Consider the following 16089-nt stretch of genomic DNA (forward strand, 5'->3'; position numbering starts at 1 on the left):
TGGACTCGACATCCGCGAGCTACCAAGAGGCCCTTCCTTCATGCACTCACCCCGGACAACTCACCCGAACCAGGCCCCCGTTCGAACCTGTCCGACCGCGCGAGCGGATAGAGAACAGGCAGTAAGAGAACCGTCTCCACCAGAGGCTTCACATGCTTGTCAACCCGGCGTCGACGTGTCCAGCTCAGCCCTCCGGTTCCTCTCGCAGCAGTTGCGGCGGCACCGCCGCGCGATCGGCTCCCGGTGGCGGCGCCTGACCGCCAGCCGTCAGGCCCTGCTGCCCCTCGCCCATCTGCGGATGGGACACACCTATGCCCAGCTCGCGGCCGGGTTCGGCGTCGGCACCACGACGGCCTACCGCTATGTCACCGAGGCGGTCGAGCTCCTGGCCGCTCTCGCCCCTGGCCTGGCCGACGCGGTGCGGACCGCGTCGATAAAGGCGTATGTGATCCTGGACGGCACGCTCCCGCCAATCGACAGCATCGCCGCGGACCGGCCGTTCTACTCCGGCAGACACAAGAAGCACGGAATGAAGGTGCAGGTCATCGCCGACCCCTTCGGTCGACTGCTGTGGGCGTCGCCGGCCCTGCCCGGCGCCGTCCACGACATCCGCGCGGCCCGCGAACATGGCATCGTCGACGCCCTCGCCGAGGCCGGCATCCAGTGCTGGGCCGACAAGGGTTACCGAGGTGCCGGCGGCACGGTCCGCATTCCGTGCTGGGGGCGGTGGGAGACCCTCTCCGCGGGCCAGAAGGAGGTGAACCGGTCCCACGCAAAGATCCGGGCCCTCGTCGAGCAGGCCGTCGCCACCCTCAGGTCCTGGCGGCTCCTCCGCAAATCCCGGTGCGCGACCACCCGGATCACCAACCTCGTCCAGGCCGTCCTCACCCTTCACTTGACCAGCTCAGAGTGAGGGTGGAAAAGCCTCACTGGCAGACCCTTGATTGATTGCACCCGATCAGTACCACGATGAACCGTCAAATATTCCGCATTCAATGAATGGAGTGCTCATATTTTGCGCGGCCGTTTCGAGCGTGCGAGCATTGTGAGTGGGATACATCATTTGTCACGCCCTAAAAGTGACATCGCGCTTACAGCGCCTCTCCAGCCGCACCCGCGACGAAGATCAGTCGACACATGAAAGCGGTTGGACCTAATGCGATCAGCCTTAGAGGGTAGTTCTAATGAGCTGGAATATCGACTTCTTCCCGCTTCCCGGACAGGCCGTATTCGACCACGAGAAGCAGCAACTCGCCACGGTCTCCCGCTTCCCCGGACAACTCGACGTCTTCGTCATCGGCTTCGACAACCGGGTCTGGAGCACCTTCTGGAACGAGAACACCGGCTGGAACGCCGACTTCTTCCCGCTCCCCGGACAGGCCGTATTCGACCACGAGAAGCAGCAACTCGCCACGGTCTCCCGCTTCCCCGGACAACTCGACGTCTTCGTCATCGGCTTCGACAACCGGGTCTGGAGCACCTTCTGGAACGAGAACACCGGCTGGAACGCCGACTTCTTCCCGCTCCCCGGACAGGCCGTATTCGACCACGAGAAGCAGCAACTCGCCACGGTCTCCCGCTTCCCCGGACAACTCGACGTCTTCGTCATCGGCTTCGACAACCGGGTCTGGAGCACCTTCTGGAACGAGAACACCGGCTGGAACGCCGACTTCTTCCCGCTCCCCGGACAGGCCGTATTCGACCACGAGAAGCAGCAACTCGCCACGGTCTCCCGCTTCCCCGGACAACTCGACGTCTTCGTCATCGGCTTCGACAACCGGGTCTGGAGCACCTTCTGGAACGAACACCACACCGTGCCGACAGTGCGGTTGCACGCGAAGATTCTTACCGCTCCGAACGTGCCCGTCGCCGATGCAGTCAATCGGATGCGCGAGGTTTACGCGACTGCCGGCATAGCAGTCGATTTCGTCTCGACGGAGAACCTCAATCTGCCCGCTCTAAATGACCTCGACGTGGGTCAGTGCCTGAGCGGGCAAGCCACTGCAGAGCAGACCCAACTCTTCGCAAACCGCAACAGCGCGGGCACGGATGACGTGGTGGTCTACTTCGTACGGTCCACCGTTCCACCGTTCAACGGCTGCGCTGCCCACCCTGCTGGCAGGCCGGGCGCGGTTGTGGCGCAAGGGGCCACGCAATGGACACTCGGCCATGAGGTGGGCCACGTATTGGACCTGCTGCACGTCAACAACAACGACCGCCTCATGACGGGCAACGGCACAGCGAACATCACCAATCCGCCCCCCGACCTAGTCCAGGACGAGGTAAAGATCATGCTCGCCAGCGCGTCCACCCAGGACATCTAGGAGGCCGTCCCATGACCAGTGTATCGATGCAGGACGTGCGCCGGGTACTCGAGCCCGAAGAGCCAGACTACGCAGCGATGAGTGAGCTGGGCACTGAGAGCCTCCCCCACCTGCGGACTCTGCTCCAGGGGGATGACCAGATGCTCGCCTCAAAGAGCGCCTACGCCGCGAGCCTGCTGGAAGGCGATCAAGGGCAGGACGTCATCCTCTCAGCAGCGCGTAGTGATGATCCGGTGCTTCGGGTGGCGGCTGCCAGCGCGGCGGCCAATCTGCCAGGAAGCTCCGCAACAGATGTCCTTCTTGGTCTGGCCGCCGATGAGGACGCAGGAGTACGCAAGGTGGCCCTGTCGTCTATCCCGCCGGACGTACCCAAGGAGTTGGTCAGCCGTCTCCAGGATGCGGCCGCGGAAGCGGAGGACGGGACACAGCGACAGTAGCAGCGCTAGGGTGATGCGGCGCTAGGTCTGTCTCATTGGTCAGCGTCGAGTCCAGATGAGGATGTCGGCGGGGCGGAGTGCGGCCTGGTATGCGAGGGCGAGCTTGTCGGTTCGTGTGGCCAGGCCGCGCCACTGCTTGAGTCGGTTGATGCAGCGCTCGACGGCGTTGCGCTGTTTGTAAGTCTCGCGGTCGAAGCCGGGTGGACAGCCGCCTCGGCAGCCTCGCCACTGACGGTGGCCGATCTGGTCGGACGGCTGCGGAATGACCGCGCGGATTCCCCGACGCCGCAGGTGGATGCGGATGGCGCGGGAAGAGTAGGCGCGGTCGGCCAGCACAGCGAAGGGCCGGGTTCGCGGCCTGCCCGGGCCGCTGCGGGGGACGCGGATCCGGGACATCACGGTCTCGAAAGCGGGTGCGTCACCGGCTTGGCCTGCGGTGACGGTGAGGGCGAGCGGTCGTGCACGGCCGTCCGCGGCCAGGTGGACCTTCGTACTCAGGCTGCCGCGGGAGCGCCCGAGTGCGTGGTCGATGGGCTCGCTGGAGCGTATCGCCTCACTTTCGATGATGTCCTGTAATTACTTGTTTCCCAGTTTCCGATTGGACCAGTGGCCGACTTCCCCTCGCGAGGACTGCCGACACGAGGTTGTCGTCGTACCGGCCGGTTGCGGCTTCGTCAGAGCAGATTTCGGAAACCTCATTGGAACAGCAAGCGGTCGCGTACGGAGAAGTTCGGAGTGACCTGGATCTCCAGTGCACCGAAAGTTTCGCCCATGTGGAAGTCAACTGAGACGTGCATGGCCGACGGATCAGAAGTGAATGCTAGCCGCGTCGCACTCTCGCGGAAGATGTCCAGCACCAGCTTATCGCCATTCGTCCAGCGGACTCTCACTGATCTGCCGACCACGTCATAGGACAGGACGAGCCAGGCGCCGTCGTCGCTGTGCCAGCTGAGCACGCGGGCACCGCTTTCATCGGTGTCCGGCCACTGGCCGATCGCATCGAGGACCTCCTCGTCGCGCGGGGCAAGAAACTCCCGGTACATGTTGTCTGCCTCACTTCTCAATGTACGGCGGCCAGTGGGGCAAGTTGCCGTGGATGCTCACGTTCGGCCCACTGCCACGGAAGATCACAGTCGAAAGCCTACGTCCGCCGTCGGGCAGAAGCTCCCATGTGCTCTCGACTCCTAGAGCCCCGTGAGGCCCGTGCAGTACAGAGTTCGTGACGCCGAACTCACCGCTACCACCGTCCCACTGCTTTGTGAACGTCCGCTCAAACGGCTGCTCAGCGGCATTGGCCAGATGGTCGGTCACATACTGACGCATCTCCGGAGTGTCGTGAATGCCGATGCGATGGAGTTGCAATTCATTCTGCAGAGCTCGGGGCGAGTTGTGCGAATCCGGCTTGATGTCCTTGTTGAACAGGTAGTCGAGTTTTCGAGGATTGACTTCGGCTGCACCGCCTTGCCCCGGCGTGCAGCCGGAGAGACCCAACGGGTCCGCCCAAGTGTGCGGATTCCGTACGTACGTGCCCGGGTTCGGGGAGGGTGTGAGGCCGAGCGGATCGCTTGTGAGATACCGGGCGGTTTCGGGGTCGTAGTGGCGGAAGTAGTTGTAGTGGAGGCCGGTTTCCGGGTCGTAGTACTGGCCCGGGAAGCGCAGGGGCGTGTAGGTGGTGCTGTTGGCCGCCCATGCCGTTGCTCCCCAGAGTGTGCTGCGGGTGTGCCAGGCGATGTCGCCGTGTTCGTCGATGAGTTCGCTCGGGGTGCCGACGATGTCGGTGACGATGGCGAAGAAGCGGGAGTCGATCTCCTCCTGGGGTGCGTCGGCCGCGGTGATGCGTTCCGTCTGGGCGAGGGGGCGGAGGCCCTGGTGGTCCCAGGTGAGGGTGACCGGGTTGGGGAGGTCGGGGGAAATGGTGGTCTGTTCGCAGAGGGTGGTGCCGTCCCAAGTGAAGTCCACCCGTTCCAGCACCGTTTCGCCGTCGGCCGCCAGGCGGAGTTTCGCCGTGCGGCGGCCTAGAGGATCGTAGGTGTAGCGCCAGCGGGTGCCGTCCGGGGTCACGACCGAGGTCAGGCGGTCCTCGGTGTCCCATTCGTAGCGCCAGGTGTCCGGCTTGCGGGAGAGGCGGGTCTTCTGGCGCAGGGTGATGCGGCCGAGGGCGTCGTGTTCATAGCGGACGTTGCCGGCACGGGTGATGCGGGTGCCCGTGTAGTTCCGGGTTCCGGTCGCCTCCTGGCCGGGGTGGTTCGCCGGCCAGGACGCTTGAGTCTGATTGCCCGCCTCGTCGTACGCGTACCGCTCCGTCCAGCCGGCTGCGTGGACCGCCGTCACCCTGCCGGTCGCGTCCAGGTCGAATCGGCGGCGGCCGGAGAGGCGGTCCTCGATGCCGACGACGTTTCCGTCGGCTCGGTAACTGTAGGCCCGGTGCTGCACCGTGCGGCCCGCAGCGCCGGTCACCGACTGGGTCGTCAGACGGCCTAGCGCGTCGAAAATGTGCTCCATGGCGATCGTGTCGCCGATGTGGCGGGTCAGTTCGCGGCCGGCGTCGTCGTAGGTGAAGTCGATGGCACGGCCTGACGCCACCATGCTGGTGCGTCGGCCTGCCGCGTCGTACGACCACGTCGTCTCGGCGCCGGTTGGCGTCGTTCGGCTGATGCGGCGGCCCAGGGCGTCGTAGGTGTACGTCAGCGCGCGGCCGTCGACCGTCTCCGAGCGCAGGCGACCGTGGCGGTCGCGCAGGAGGGTCAGGGTCGTGCCGTCCGGTCCCGTCGCCCGGGCGAGTTGGTCGGTGAGGTCGTAGGCGTAGGTCGTCACCTGGCCGGCCGCGTCTTTGCGCAGTACCTGGCCGAGTTCGTTGCGTTCGAAGGAGACCACCTCGCCGAGCGTGTTCCGCCGCGAGAGCAGGCGGCCGGCAGGGTCGTACCCGTACGTCAGGGTGCGGTCGTCGAAGTCTCTCTCGCTCACCAGGCGGCCGGCCGGGTCGTACTCGTACGTCCACGTCAGGCCCTGCGGGCTGGTGACCTTCGTCAGGCGCAGTTCGGTGTCGTGGCCGAACTCGTAGCGCACTCCGTCCGGGCCCGTGCGGGCCGCCAGCAGATCGAAGTGGGTGTACTCGAAGCGGGAGACGCCACCGAGCGGATCGGTGTGGCTAGTGCAGTTGCCCTCGCCGTCGTACGTCCACGTCTCCGCCGTGCCGTCCGGCGCGGTACGGCGGATCAGGCGGCCTTCGACGGACCACTCCAGCAGCGTTGGGGCGCCCATCGGGTCCGTGATCGTGGTCGGGCGGCCGAAGGCGTCCCGTTCGTAGTGGGTGGCCGCGCCCAGCGGGTCCGTCACCCGCACCGGCAGGCCCGCCCGGTCGCAGACGACCGTCGTCGTGCTGCCCAGCGGGTCGGTCACAGAGGTCAGGTGGCCGGCGCCGGTGTAGGTGAAGTGGGTCGTCCGGCCCGTCGGATCCGTCACCGAGGTGCGGTTGCCCCGCTCGTCCCAGGTCTGGCGCAGAACTGTGCCGTCCGGGTTCACCACCTTCACGGGCAGGCCCGCCTCGCCGTACTCCGCTCGCACCTCGCGGCCGTCGGGACGGACCACCCGCGTGAGGTTGCCCCCCTCGTCGTACTCGAACGCCGTCGTGTGGCCCAGCGGATCCGTCTCGGACAGCAGGCGGTTGTAGCGGTCGCGGACGTAACGGGTGGTGGCACCGACGGCGTTCGTCTCGGCGATCACCTGGCAGCGGCGGTTGATCAGGTATCGGGAGGCGTGGCCGCGTGAGTCGGTGATGGTCGTGGTGTGCTCGCCGGTGTCCGGGTCGACCGGTCCGTAGGTGAAGGTGGAGCGCAGGTGGCCGGCGGCGCCGGATTGGTGGGTGCAGCGGTCCTCGTCGTCGTAGACGTACGTGAAGTGGCTGTCGTTGGTGTCGGTCCAGGAGGTGATGCGGCCCTGGTCGTCGTAGCCGAAGCGGGTCGGACGGCCAGACGAGTTGGTCGTCTCGGTGAGGTTGCCGTCCGTGTAGCCGTAGCGGACCAGTTCCTGGTCGCCGCCGTCCGCAGCCGCACCGGCCAGGTGCAGGGCGGTGACCCGGCCCTGCGACGTCGAGACGTGCAGACGGTAGCCGCCGCTGTGGATGACCGAACGAGGTGTGCCGTCGGCGTCGTACTCGAAGCAGATCCAGTTGCCGTTACGGTCGTCGAGCTGTTCCAGCAACGCCAGCGTGTCGGAGCAGTCGGCGAAGTGCCGTACCCGGCCCGATTCCGGGTCAGTGACGGTGTACCCGTCGTCCACCCTGTCCAGCGGCCAGCGCGGACCGTGGCTGGGCAGCGTCGGCACGCCCGGTGCCGGGTGCGGGTAGGCGAGTGTCAGGCCGTCCTCGCCGACGAGGACCACGCCCTCGGCGTCGATCTCCAGTCGCTGGTCGAGCGTGGAGGACCAGGCCGGTCCGAACCAGCCGCCCAAGCGGTACGAGGACTCGAACTGCCGCCTGAGCAGCAGCGGCAGCTGGGCCGGGAGCGAGACGTCGGTCACCGGCAGCAGCATGCGGCCGGTCGCGACGTCGACGGGGTCCTTCTCGCAGACCTTCTCCAGCGGCCGGCGCGAGACGTCCTCCGCGCCCTCCTCCACGGCATTCCGGGCGGTCTTGCGCAGTCCCTGCTCCGCTACCCCCTCCGCTCCTTCCTTCAGCGCGAGTCGCAGTCCGCCGCGGGCGAGCCCCGCTCCCTTGGTGCCGATGAGTTCCGGGATGAGGCGGCCGAGGAACTCGGAGGGGTCCTTCTTGAAGCCGTCGACGGCAGCCTGGACGGCCCGTTCGGGGTGGGAGGCGGTGGAGACCAGGCCGGCGAGCGTCATGTTGACGTTTTGCAGGTAGGCGGCCGGGTGGGTGAGGCTGTAGGGGTCCATGGGGTTGAGACCGCGGGCGAAGTTGAGCAGGCCCGCGGTGCCCTTGAGAGCGCCGCCCACGACGTGCGTGAGTTCGGTGTTGACGGCCTGGTAGCCGTCCGTGAAGTCGTTGCGCAGGCGTTCCAGCGGTGGGGGTTCGGCCGGGGCGTGCGCGAGGGCCGCCTTGACCTTGCCCTGGGCCTCGGAAGCGGCCGTGTTGCGCTGCTTGCGGGCCTCGCGGAGTTTGTCAACAGCGGCCTTGGCGTCGGCTTTGCCGGCGTTGTGGTCCGGCTCGGGCTTGGGTCCGGGGTCCTCATCTGCCCGTAGTTTGGCGTTGTAGGCTTCGGCTTTGGTCTGGTAGGTGTCGGCTGCGTCCTGGGCTGCCCTTACAGCCTTCTTGTAGAGCTCGATGGCCTCCTTGGCCTGCCCTTGCGCCCACTTGACGGTGTCCGCGTACGACTCCAGGGCTCCCGCCGCCGACGCGCACGCCTCGGCGGCCTGCGCCCATTTGGTGGGGTGGACGCCGAACTTCTCCCGGAAGGCGTCGCCGCCTTCGCCCTGCCAGCCGGAGGAGTCGACCTTCTTCAGTCCCGAACTCACTTTGTCGAACGCACCGTGGAAGTCCCGCAGGTGCTTGGCGCTCTCGCGGATCTTGTCCGGGTTGCCATGGACGAGTTCGTTGGCGTCCTCGGTCTGACCGAGCTGCTGCTCTCCGGGAGTGGCGCCCAGGTCGGAGGCGACCTCGTCGCCCCAGTCCTCCACCCCGTCCGCCCAGTCGTGCAGACCGGCGTAATCCAGGGCCCCGCCCAGCTTGTCGGTGCCGTAGTCGACAGCCTCGCCGAGCTTTTCCTTGCCCTTGTCGTAGAGGTTCTCCGCGCCGCCCAGGACGGTGTTGGTCAGGTCTCCGAGCCCCATCAGCCCTGACCACCCTGCTGCTCAGTCGCCTTGGCTCGTTCCTCGGGCGAGGGCCCGAAGGTGTCGTCCAGGTACTGGTTGTACTCGTCGTCCGACACCCCGAACGCGCCGTGCAGGTCCTCCGGGTTCAGGCCGGGCACCGGTCCGATGGTGTGCGAGGTCATGACGTCTCGTCCCGCGTCCTTCCAGGCCTGCCCGCTGTTGTCCATGGCCTGGTCGAAGGACTCCTTGCTGTAGTCCACGTTGCCGCCGTACACACCGGACTTGGCTATGTCGCCCCAGCCCATCTTCTCCACGTCCTCCTCGGAGGCATACGGATTGCCGATGGCTGCGTTGGTGACAACCTTGAAGGTGCCCTCGACGTACTTGTCGGTCTCGTAGTACGTGCCCGCGGACAGACCCGTCTTCTCGGCGAACCCGTTGCCCTCGTTGATCAGCGACCGGACCCCCCACTCCCAGCGCTCGCAGAACGACGTGAACTCACCCGTCAGCCCTTCGTGGCCGAGTTCCAGCCCGGACAGGGCGATGTCACCGAAGCCTCGCCCGGCCCCCGCCTCGCCCACCATGCCCAGCTCCTTCAACTCGCCCAGCGCCTCGGTCAGGCCCTTGGCGATCAACGCGAGCCCCTCGGTCTTCAGATCCTTGCCGCCGTCGGTCACTTCGCGTCCCCCGTTTCCGCGTCGAAGTCCAGCGCCGCCCCGTCCGGCACGATGCCGCGCACCGGCGGGAAGACCATCCCTTCCTCGCCGTCCGCGCAGTCCAGGGCCACCCCGCAGGGGACTCCGGCCGCGGGGACGGCAACGTCGAGCAGGCGCGCGCCGAGGACGGTCTGGTACGTCCACTCGCGGGCTGCCTGGCCGCGCGCCACCGCGTAACGGGCAAGCGCCTGCTCATCGGAGAAGGCCAGAATGAAACGGATGCCGCCCAGATCGGCGGTCAGGAAGCCCCGTTCGCCCTCCGGGCCCGGACCATCGCCGAGCGGCACCAGCACCGGGGTGCGGCGGAACTCACCGAGCAGAGCGGCGAACTCCCGTCTGCGCACCTCGGCCCCAGCAGCCTCGCGATCGGATTCCTGACTATGTGCCGGCGGCTGTTCGCCACGTCCTCCATCTTCGACGTCATGCTCTCGTGCAGGTGCCTGCGCCTCCGGAGCGGTTGGCGGCGTCGTCATCTCCGCGTAGTCAGCGATGCGTGACCGTGGAATCCGCTGCGGCCCGTCGACCGCACCCCCGTACTCAGACATGCAGCCCATCATCACAACCGCACACAGCACGTCGCAAACGTCAGCTGTGGAGAGATGTGCATTGAACGAGAGTCTTTGGTCGTGTGGTCGCGAACGCTTGGCGCAATCGGCCGTCGGCGGCCCAAGCCTCCGCGGGCGGGAGGCGATGCAGCGGTCGGGGTGGGCCGTGCCCGGTCGTCCAGGTAGTGCGGCACGCGTCCCGGTACAGGGTGCCGCCTGCTGGTTTCGCTGCGCCCCCTTTGGCTACTTACCTACTGCTGCGACACTAAGGGTCCAGTAGAGGTCTGCCGAGTACGGGCAACGGCGCCACTCGCTGAGCTGGCCAGATGCCGTCAACTGGACCCCCCATGCGCCGACGGTCCTTGAACTGCCGCAGCCGCCGGGACGCCCGTCCAGGGCTGCCGTGGCGGCCCGTCTGTCGAGCGGCGGGCCCCGGGGCGCGGGGCCTGACCTGACAGGCCTGGCCCCGTGGGGCCAATCTCGGGGCGGCTTTCTGGGCCACTGCTGGTGGTGGTCCCGCGCAACGTGCGATGGGAGCGCGGGACCACCGAGCCCCGATCGTCCTGTCGGAGCCGGGGGCTGAAACCGTACAGATCACGGCGATCAGCCGCAGGTCGTCGTGTCAGGTGGGCACCTGCCTGGCCATGGCCTCGATCACGCAGGAGATCAGTGGCCCGGCCGCGTTCAGGCGCTTGGTGTAGCCCAACTGCTGCGGCAGTAGGGAAATAGGTGCCGCAGTCGGGCGTGGGCGAATCGGAGCCAGGGCCAGGCTGAAGGGAAGCCCAGCAGCACTTGCGCTACGGCCAGGCACAGCAGTTCCGCGTCCGGCAGCTTCGGCGGTCGCCCGATCCGGCGAGGAGGCGGCACATGGTCGTCGATGAACACGTACAGGGCCGCCAGAAGGGCGTCCAAGCCGGAAGTCACGCTTCAGCCGCGGGCAATGGACTGTTCGATGAGGGCCACGGTGGCGCGGGGATCGTCGACCTCAATGACGAGGCGGTCGTAGCTTTCGGCGTCGGCAAGTTCGATGACGACCGCCTTGTCCGGGTTCTTCACGTCCCAGAAAAGGCGTTCACCGTTGCGGCGGAAGCGGCCGGCGGTGATCACACCGGGGAAGTGGGTGCCACCGACGCGGATGCCCTTGGGTTCGCGGGCGATGCCAGGGTCGTGGGTGGCGCCACGCACGTGGGCGAGGGGGACTTCCAAGCGGCTCTTCAAAGTCCAGAGCTTGTCGAGGCCCTGGAATTCGGCGGTCAGTAGGCCGCGTTCACGGTCGATGGAGATCAGGGCCATGTCAGTGCTCCTTGGGGGCGGTCGGCTGGGCACGCAGGCGCAGACGGGTACCGAGGACGGTGGAGGCGAGTTGAGGGGCAGCGTCACCGTGGGAGGGGCGCAGGGCGTCCTCCAGCGCGGTAATGCCTTCCGCGACCAGCGCGGCAACCTCCGGGTCGTGGGGGGCACGTTCGGCGGCGGCGAGGAGGAGAAGTCCGGCGGCCGGGCCGTTGTCGTACGAAGCGATGGCTGCCGTCAATGCCTGCGTGGGGTCGGTGAGGGTGGCGATGGCGGCGGCGGTCGGGTGGATCTCGTGGTCGAGGTGGTTGCGCAGGGCGGTCATATGCAGGCCCCGTTTGGAGCCGAAGACTTTGTAGAGACTGCCTCGGTGGACGCCGGTGGCTGTGACCAGGTCGTCCACCGAGGTGCCCTCGTAGCCGTGAGTGGCGAAGAGGGCGGCCGCGGTGCTGACGGCCTGATCTGTGTCAAAGGCGCGTGGTCGTCCCATGACCATGACCATATGCGATTAAAGAACGACCAGTCAAGAACGGACGTTCTTTTACGGGAGGCGCTGGAAGCGCAGGGAAGCCGACGCTCGGATCTGCGGGCGGCGGACCTGCCCGTCGAGGTCGAAGCAGTCTGCTACGGCGACGGGCATCGAGCTCCTCCTGGCCGGCGATGCCATCGACCTGCTGCCTCACCCGAACCCTCGCCCGCGTCGCCGCCGCCCTCCTCAACCCCACCGCAGGCGGCCAATCGCCGATGGTTACAAGGGCTCCAGCACGGGCTTCGCGGGAAGCCCGCCGTTCTTCTCGCAGCGCAGTTCCTTGGCCATGGCCAGGGAGACGGAGTGCGCCACAGTCGCGTAGGCGTCCTTCAACGCCTCGACGTCGCCCTCGGGCGGCTTCGGCATGTCCCAGCGCTCCACCCCGACGACGATGTGGGCCGCCTCCGACGAGCCGGCCAGCTTGTCGCTCCGGCACGCGAAGAAGACGTACGCCATGTCCGCCGCTGTCACGGCTCGCTCCCCCATCTTCAGCACCGTGAACTTCGGGGCCGAGGTGCCGGTCGGGGCGCCGTCTTTCAGATCCCAGGTGATCCTGAGCTGGACCTCCGGCGTGCCGATGGGCGTGAAGACACGGCAGACGTCCTTGGTCACGGTGGAGCCCGCGGAGGCCTCGACAAGGTTCGCCGCAGCTTTTGCCACGGAGTACTCCTTGCCCGACGCCTCGAACCGCGACGACCCTGTGATCACCTTCAGTGCCTTGGACGCGTCGGCGGACACTGCATTGCCACCGCACAGCTGTGTCCCCGCGACCGCCTTGTAGTCCTTGGGTGTTTTCTTCTCGTCCCCGTCCCCTCCGCAACCGGTGGCTCCGAGAACCAGCGAGCCGGCCACGGCCGCGGAGAGCAGTCCCGCGCGTACCGACCCACGACTGATCACTGTCCGCATCCTGATGTCTCCTCGGTCGGCCACCGGAATCAGCCGGTCTCCGGGTCGTTGCCCTGCTGGTTCTCCCGGTCGTTACCGACCCCGTAGCCGATCAGCATCGACTCGCGCAGATCCTGGCCGAACACGCTGTCCTTGCCTACACCGTGACGATCCAGGAACTCCCCCATCGGGGCCTCGGCCATGCTCTCACCACCGGAGTAGATCTTGGTCTTCTCCTCCCTGGTGAGCTCCTCCAGTTTCTCCTTGTGCTCATCCACCGAGTTGTCGGAGAAGTCGCCGACCATCTGGCCGATGACCTGCTCGGCGGCACCACTGGCGGTGTCCGTAGCCAGCGGGATGAGCATCGCGGCCGTGCCCACGGCCGCGGTCGCGGGCAGGAAGGCGACACCTGCCGCGAGGCCCGCCGTGGCCCCGAACTCGACCCAGCCCGACCGCTTGGCGACCGCCTTCTCGGCTCGTTGGTCGGTTCGTGGTGCGTCGTCATGGCTGACTGAGCGGTGATCGAGCCGTTGCTCGCCCATCCACGGATGGGCCGGCCGGTGCGGGACCGCCGCCAGGTGGTGAACGGGATCTTGTGGAAGCTGTCCACCGGGGCGGCCTGGCGGACCTGCCCGAACGCTGCAGCAGAGCCCCTTTCGGCCCCGGCTGCATGCTGATGCGCCCGTACGGTCGTGGAGGCACCAGGCGCAGCAGGAGGTCGAGGGTGGTGCGGGCGGCGGTGCGAGTGGTGGCCGTGGGGGCGAGGGCGAGCGTGGCGGTGAGAGCGCCCAGCACGGCCGCGAGGACGGCCAGGAGGCGAACCAGGTGGCCGGGGTGGTGCAGACCGGCCGTGCTGGCGCCGGTCAGGAACACGGTGGTGAGGGCGGTGGCCGCCCGGGCGATGGGACGCACCCACCGCCACCTGGAACTCACCGGCTCCTTCCGCTGCAACGGCTCGGCCGCCTACACCGCCTGGCTCGACAACCTGCTCTACGGCACACCCCAGCCATGGACCGGACACACCGGCTACGAACCAGGGCTCGCCGACGATCCCTTCCAGCTTCAGGAGTGGATCGACCAGGCCACCACCGCCGGGCACACCGCCCGCACCCACCGCTGGATTCTGCTGGGAATGGAGCCGCCCCCAAGCATCCGGCGCCACGGCCCCTCCCCCGCGACATCAGCCTCGACGCGCCCAGCGCCACCCCGGGAGGTCCGCCCCGGACCAGGCGCGCCGCCTGGAACGCCGCGCGGGCGCTCACCGACCCCGACGACGGGCGCCTGATCGCCCCCACAGCCAGCTCTGGGCCAGCCACACCGGCGGCCACCAACAGATCGGCTGCATCTACACCGCCCAAGGCCTCGAATACCACCACGCCGGCGTCATCATCGGCCCCGAACTCACCTGGACGAACGACCACTGGGTTGCCCGCCGGCAGCACCTGGACGATCAGCCCGGCCACCACAGGGACCGAGGAGCCGCCCGGCCCTCGGCCGCACAGCCCGTCAGCAAGATCTTCATGGGCCTTCTAGGGCCTGTCTGCTGCCGCAGCCAGGATCCGGGCCAGTTCGGCGGGCTTGGTGATCATGGGCCAGTGGCCGGAGTCGATGTCGGCGAAGTCGACGTGCTTGGCGCGGGCAAGCTCCGGGGCGTCGCCGGCGTCGATGCACTCCTGCGCCTGGGCGGGCGTGAACTCCGGGCACACGACCACCACCGGCACGCCGAACCGCCGCTCGTCCGCCAGGCGCACCACCCCCCTGGCCACGCCGGCGGGCACGGGGATCGCCGCAGCCGCCAGTTCCCGCCTGGCCCCGTCGTCGAGGTCGGCCGCATCCGGCCCTTCGAAGGGGGCCCAGCCGGGGAAGGGCATGACACCGTCCCGCACGTCGAAGAAGTCGGCGTACGGCTGACCGTGGGAGGACGGGAAGCCGCCGATGAAGGCCACCTTGGCCAGCCGCTCCGGCCGGCGGTCGGCGACCAGCCAGGCCAGCGTGCAGGCGGCGGAATGCCCCACCACCATCACCTTGCCGGGCACCGCGTCCACCGCGGCGAGCACCGCGTCCACCTGCTCGTCGAGCGTGGCGGACACGGAGCCGTCACCCTGGCCGGGGAGGGTGAGCGGCACGGGCCGGTGGCCGAGCCCCTCCAGCTCGGAGGCCACGCGGCCCCACACGGATCCGTGCAGCCACAGGCCGCCGATGAGCAGGATGTCCATGGTGTGCTCTCCTTCTTCCGCTTGACGGGTGTCACCGTAGGAGGAGATCCGGACAATCCACTGCCGGTTCGTCCGGCGACCGTCCCGCGCTCCCGGCGCGGTCCGGCGGCGGCCCGGCAGGGGCGCGTCACCCAGCGGCCCACGCCCCCACTGGCCCGGGCCCGAGCCCCGGGCATCGCGCAGCGACTAGCCTGCTTCCGTGCCGAACGATCTCAGCCCCACCGCGCGAGCGCTGCGCACCCTGGACATCCTCCAGACCCGTCCCGGCACGACGGCCGACGAACTCGCGCGGCGGCTGGGTGTTACGGAGCGCGCCGCGCGCCGGTACGTCGGGATTCTGCGCGAGGCCGGCATTCCGGTGGAATCGGCCCGCGGGCCGCACGGCGGGTACCGGCTGGGGCGCGGGACGAGACTGCCCCCCGTGCACTTCACGCAGGCCGAGGCCCTCGGCCTGGTGATGGCGGTACTCGGCGGCCAGCCGGCCGCGGCCGAGGCCGGCGACCTGGTCGGCACAGCGCTGGGCAAGGTCGTCAAAGCGCTGCCGGAGGGCGTCGGACGGCAGGCGGCCGCGCTGCGGCAGTACGCGTCGGCCGCACCGGACCCCTACTCGGCCCGCCCGGATCCGGTCGTCACCAGTGAACTCGTCGACGCCGTCGCGGCCCGGCACCGCGTGTCGATCACCTACCGCAGCGAGGCCGGCGAGGTGTGGGAGGCGGAGGTCGATCCCTGGTCCCTCGTCGTCCGCCACGGGCGCTGGTACCTGCTGTGCCACTCCCACCGTGCGAACGCGATCCGCACCTACCGCGTCGACCGGGTCCGCGGGGTCCAGCGGACCGGACACGGCTTCCGGCCGCCCGAAGACCTGGACGCGGTGGCCGTGCTGGAGGAGCACCTGGGCCTCGGCTGGTCGTTCCCCACCCGCGTGGTGTTCGACGCCCCCCTGGCCGAGGTGGCCTCCTGGGTGCGGCCTCCCATGGGGCGACTCGATCCCCTGGGGCATGGGTGCGTGCTGGTCGGCAGCACCCGCAACCCGGCCATGTACGCGCAGGAGTGGCTGGCGAGGATTCCGTTCGCGTTCCGCGTCGAAGGCGGGCAGGAACTGCGTGCCGCGGTCACGGCACTGGCGGCACGTCTCACCGCCGCCGTGACGGACCGGCCCTGACGGCCTCAGCCGCCTCCCGCGCCACTGTCGGCGTGCACCGTACGACCACCTCGCCCACCTCGAGTCACGGCGTGCGCCCGGGCGTTCGCCGCCGTCCGGATCCGCAACTCGGGCCGTTGTCGATGTGGAGCGGTGAGGCCTGGATGTCGGGCATGCGGCGAGCGAGGCGGCTCCAGTCGTCCTCGGTCATCGTGCCCGAACGCATGTGGGGGTATGGCC

At 68.3% G+C, this 16089-nt stretch carries 14 protein-coding genes and 3 pseudogenes; 7 read left to right on the forward strand and 10 right to left on the reverse strand.

What is annotated here, in order from left to right; all coding sequences use genetic code 11:
* The first annotated feature begins 175 nt into the window (after positions 1–175).
* The 3 genes from TNCT1_RS33010 to TNCT1_RS33020 all read left to right on the forward strand — a co-directional run bounded on the left by TNCT1_RS33010 (position 176) and on the right by TNCT1_RS33020 (position 2761).
* Entirely contained in the window at positions 176–913 is a 738-nt protein-coding gene (locus TNCT1_RS33010) for a transposase family protein (protein WP_143639542.1), read from the forward strand.
* Positions 914–1184: 271 nt separating this feature from the next.
* Complete coding sequence (locus tag TNCT1_RS33015; RefSeq protein WP_143639544.1) at positions 1185–2324, forward strand: hypothetical protein; 1140 nt, start codon at positions 1185–1187, stop codon at positions 2322–2324.
* 11 nt (positions 2325–2335) lie between these two features.
* Positions 2336–2761: a hypothetical protein gene (locus tag TNCT1_RS33020; protein WP_143639546.1), complete on the forward strand. Its 426-nt coding sequence runs from the start codon at positions 2336–2338 to the stop codon at positions 2759–2761.
* Between the two features lie 39 nt (positions 2762–2800).
* Here TNCT1_RS33020 and TNCT1_RS33025 read toward each other — a convergent pair.
* The 9 genes and pseudogenes from TNCT1_RS33025 to TNCT1_RS33070 form a co-directional block, all read right to left on the reverse strand.
* Positions 2801–3283: pseudogene (locus TNCT1_RS33025) on the reverse strand (IS5 family transposase); the annotation flags it as partial.
* A gap of 173 nt (positions 3284–3456) precedes the next feature.
* The gene (locus TNCT1_RS33030) at positions 3457–3804 is read right to left on the reverse strand and encodes a hypothetical protein (protein ID WP_143639548.1); all 348 of its coding nucleotides are present in this window, start codon (positions 3802–3804) and stop codon (positions 3457–3459) included.
* A 10-nt stretch (positions 3805–3814) separates the two neighbouring features.
* On the reverse strand, positions 3815–8545 hold the full coding sequence (locus TNCT1_RS33035; protein WP_143639550.1) for a putative T7SS-secreted protein: 4731 nt from the start codon (positions 8543–8545) through the stop codon (positions 3815–3817).
* Complete coding sequence (locus TNCT1_RS33040) at positions 8545–9204, reverse strand: hypothetical protein (RefSeq protein ID WP_143639552.1); 660 nt, start codon at positions 9202–9204, stop codon at positions 8545–8547. Before TNCT1_RS33040 ends, TNCT1_RS33035 begins: the two co-directional genes overlap by 1 nt.
* Entirely contained in the window at positions 9201–9788 is a 588-nt protein-coding gene (locus tag TNCT1_RS33045) for a hypothetical protein (RefSeq protein WP_143639554.1), read from the reverse strand. The genes TNCT1_RS33040 and TNCT1_RS33045 overlap by 4 nt, the downstream gene beginning before the upstream one ends.
* Positions 9789–10715: 927 nt before the next feature.
* On the reverse strand, positions 10716–11081 hold the full coding sequence (locus TNCT1_RS33055) for a hypothetical protein (RefSeq protein WP_143639556.1): 366 nt from the start codon (positions 11079–11081) through the stop codon (positions 10716–10718).
* 1 nt (position 11082) lies between these two features.
* Positions 11083–11568: a TetR/AcrR family transcriptional regulator gene (locus TNCT1_RS33060; RefSeq protein ID WP_143639558.1), complete on the reverse strand. Its 486-nt coding sequence runs from the start codon at positions 11566–11568 to the stop codon at positions 11083–11085.
* A 258-nt stretch (positions 11569–11826) separates the two neighbouring features.
* Positions 11827–12513 (reverse strand): hypothetical protein, encoded by a 687-nt coding sequence (locus tag TNCT1_RS33065; protein ID WP_174266536.1) that lies wholly within the window; start codon positions 12511–12513, stop codon positions 11827–11829.
* A gap of 29 nt (positions 12514–12542) precedes the next feature.
* Positions 12543–12971, reverse strand: a pseudogene (locus tag TNCT1_RS33070) (hypothetical protein); the annotation flags it as partial.
* 69 nt (positions 12972–13040) lie between these two features.
* Here TNCT1_RS33070 and TNCT1_RS33075 point away from each other — a divergent pair.
* The 3 genes and pseudogenes from TNCT1_RS33075 to TNCT1_RS37045 form a co-directional block, all read left to right on the forward strand.
* Positions 13041–13169 carry a transposase gene (locus TNCT1_RS33075; protein ID WP_373920524.1) on the forward strand — a complete coding sequence of 43 codons (129 nt, stop codon included), beginning with the start codon at positions 13041–13043 and terminating at the stop codon, positions 13167–13169.
* Positions 13170–13393: 224 nt separating this feature from the next.
* Positions 13394–13777 (forward strand): DNA/RNA helicase domain-containing protein, encoded by a 384-nt coding sequence (locus TNCT1_RS36510; RefSeq protein WP_235903025.1) that lies wholly within the window; start codon positions 13394–13396, stop codon positions 13775–13777.
* Positions 13731–13952, forward strand: a pseudogene (locus TNCT1_RS37045) (DNA/RNA helicase domain-containing protein); the annotation flags it as partial. The gene TNCT1_RS36510 and the pseudogene TNCT1_RS37045, both read left to right, overlap by 47 nt.
* 69 nt (positions 13953–14021) lie before the next feature.
* Here TNCT1_RS37045 and TNCT1_RS33090 read toward each other — a convergent pair.
* Positions 14022–14708 (reverse strand): alpha/beta fold hydrolase, encoded by a 687-nt coding sequence (locus TNCT1_RS33090; RefSeq protein WP_143639560.1) that lies wholly within the window; start codon positions 14706–14708, stop codon positions 14022–14024.
* 199 nt (positions 14709–14907) lie between these two features.
* Here TNCT1_RS33090 and TNCT1_RS33095 point away from each other — a divergent pair, with 199 nt between their 5' ends.
* Positions 14908–15870 carry a YafY family protein gene (locus tag TNCT1_RS33095; RefSeq protein ID WP_143639562.1) on the forward strand — a complete coding sequence of 321 codons (963 nt, stop codon included), beginning with the start codon at positions 14908–14910 and terminating at the stop codon, positions 15868–15870.
* The last annotated feature ends 219 nt before the right edge of the window (positions 15871–16089 follow it).

This window comes from Streptomyces sp. 1-11, from assembly GCF_007176755.1.
GTDB lineage: Bacteria > Actinomycetota > Actinomycetes > Streptomycetales > Streptomycetaceae > Streptomyces.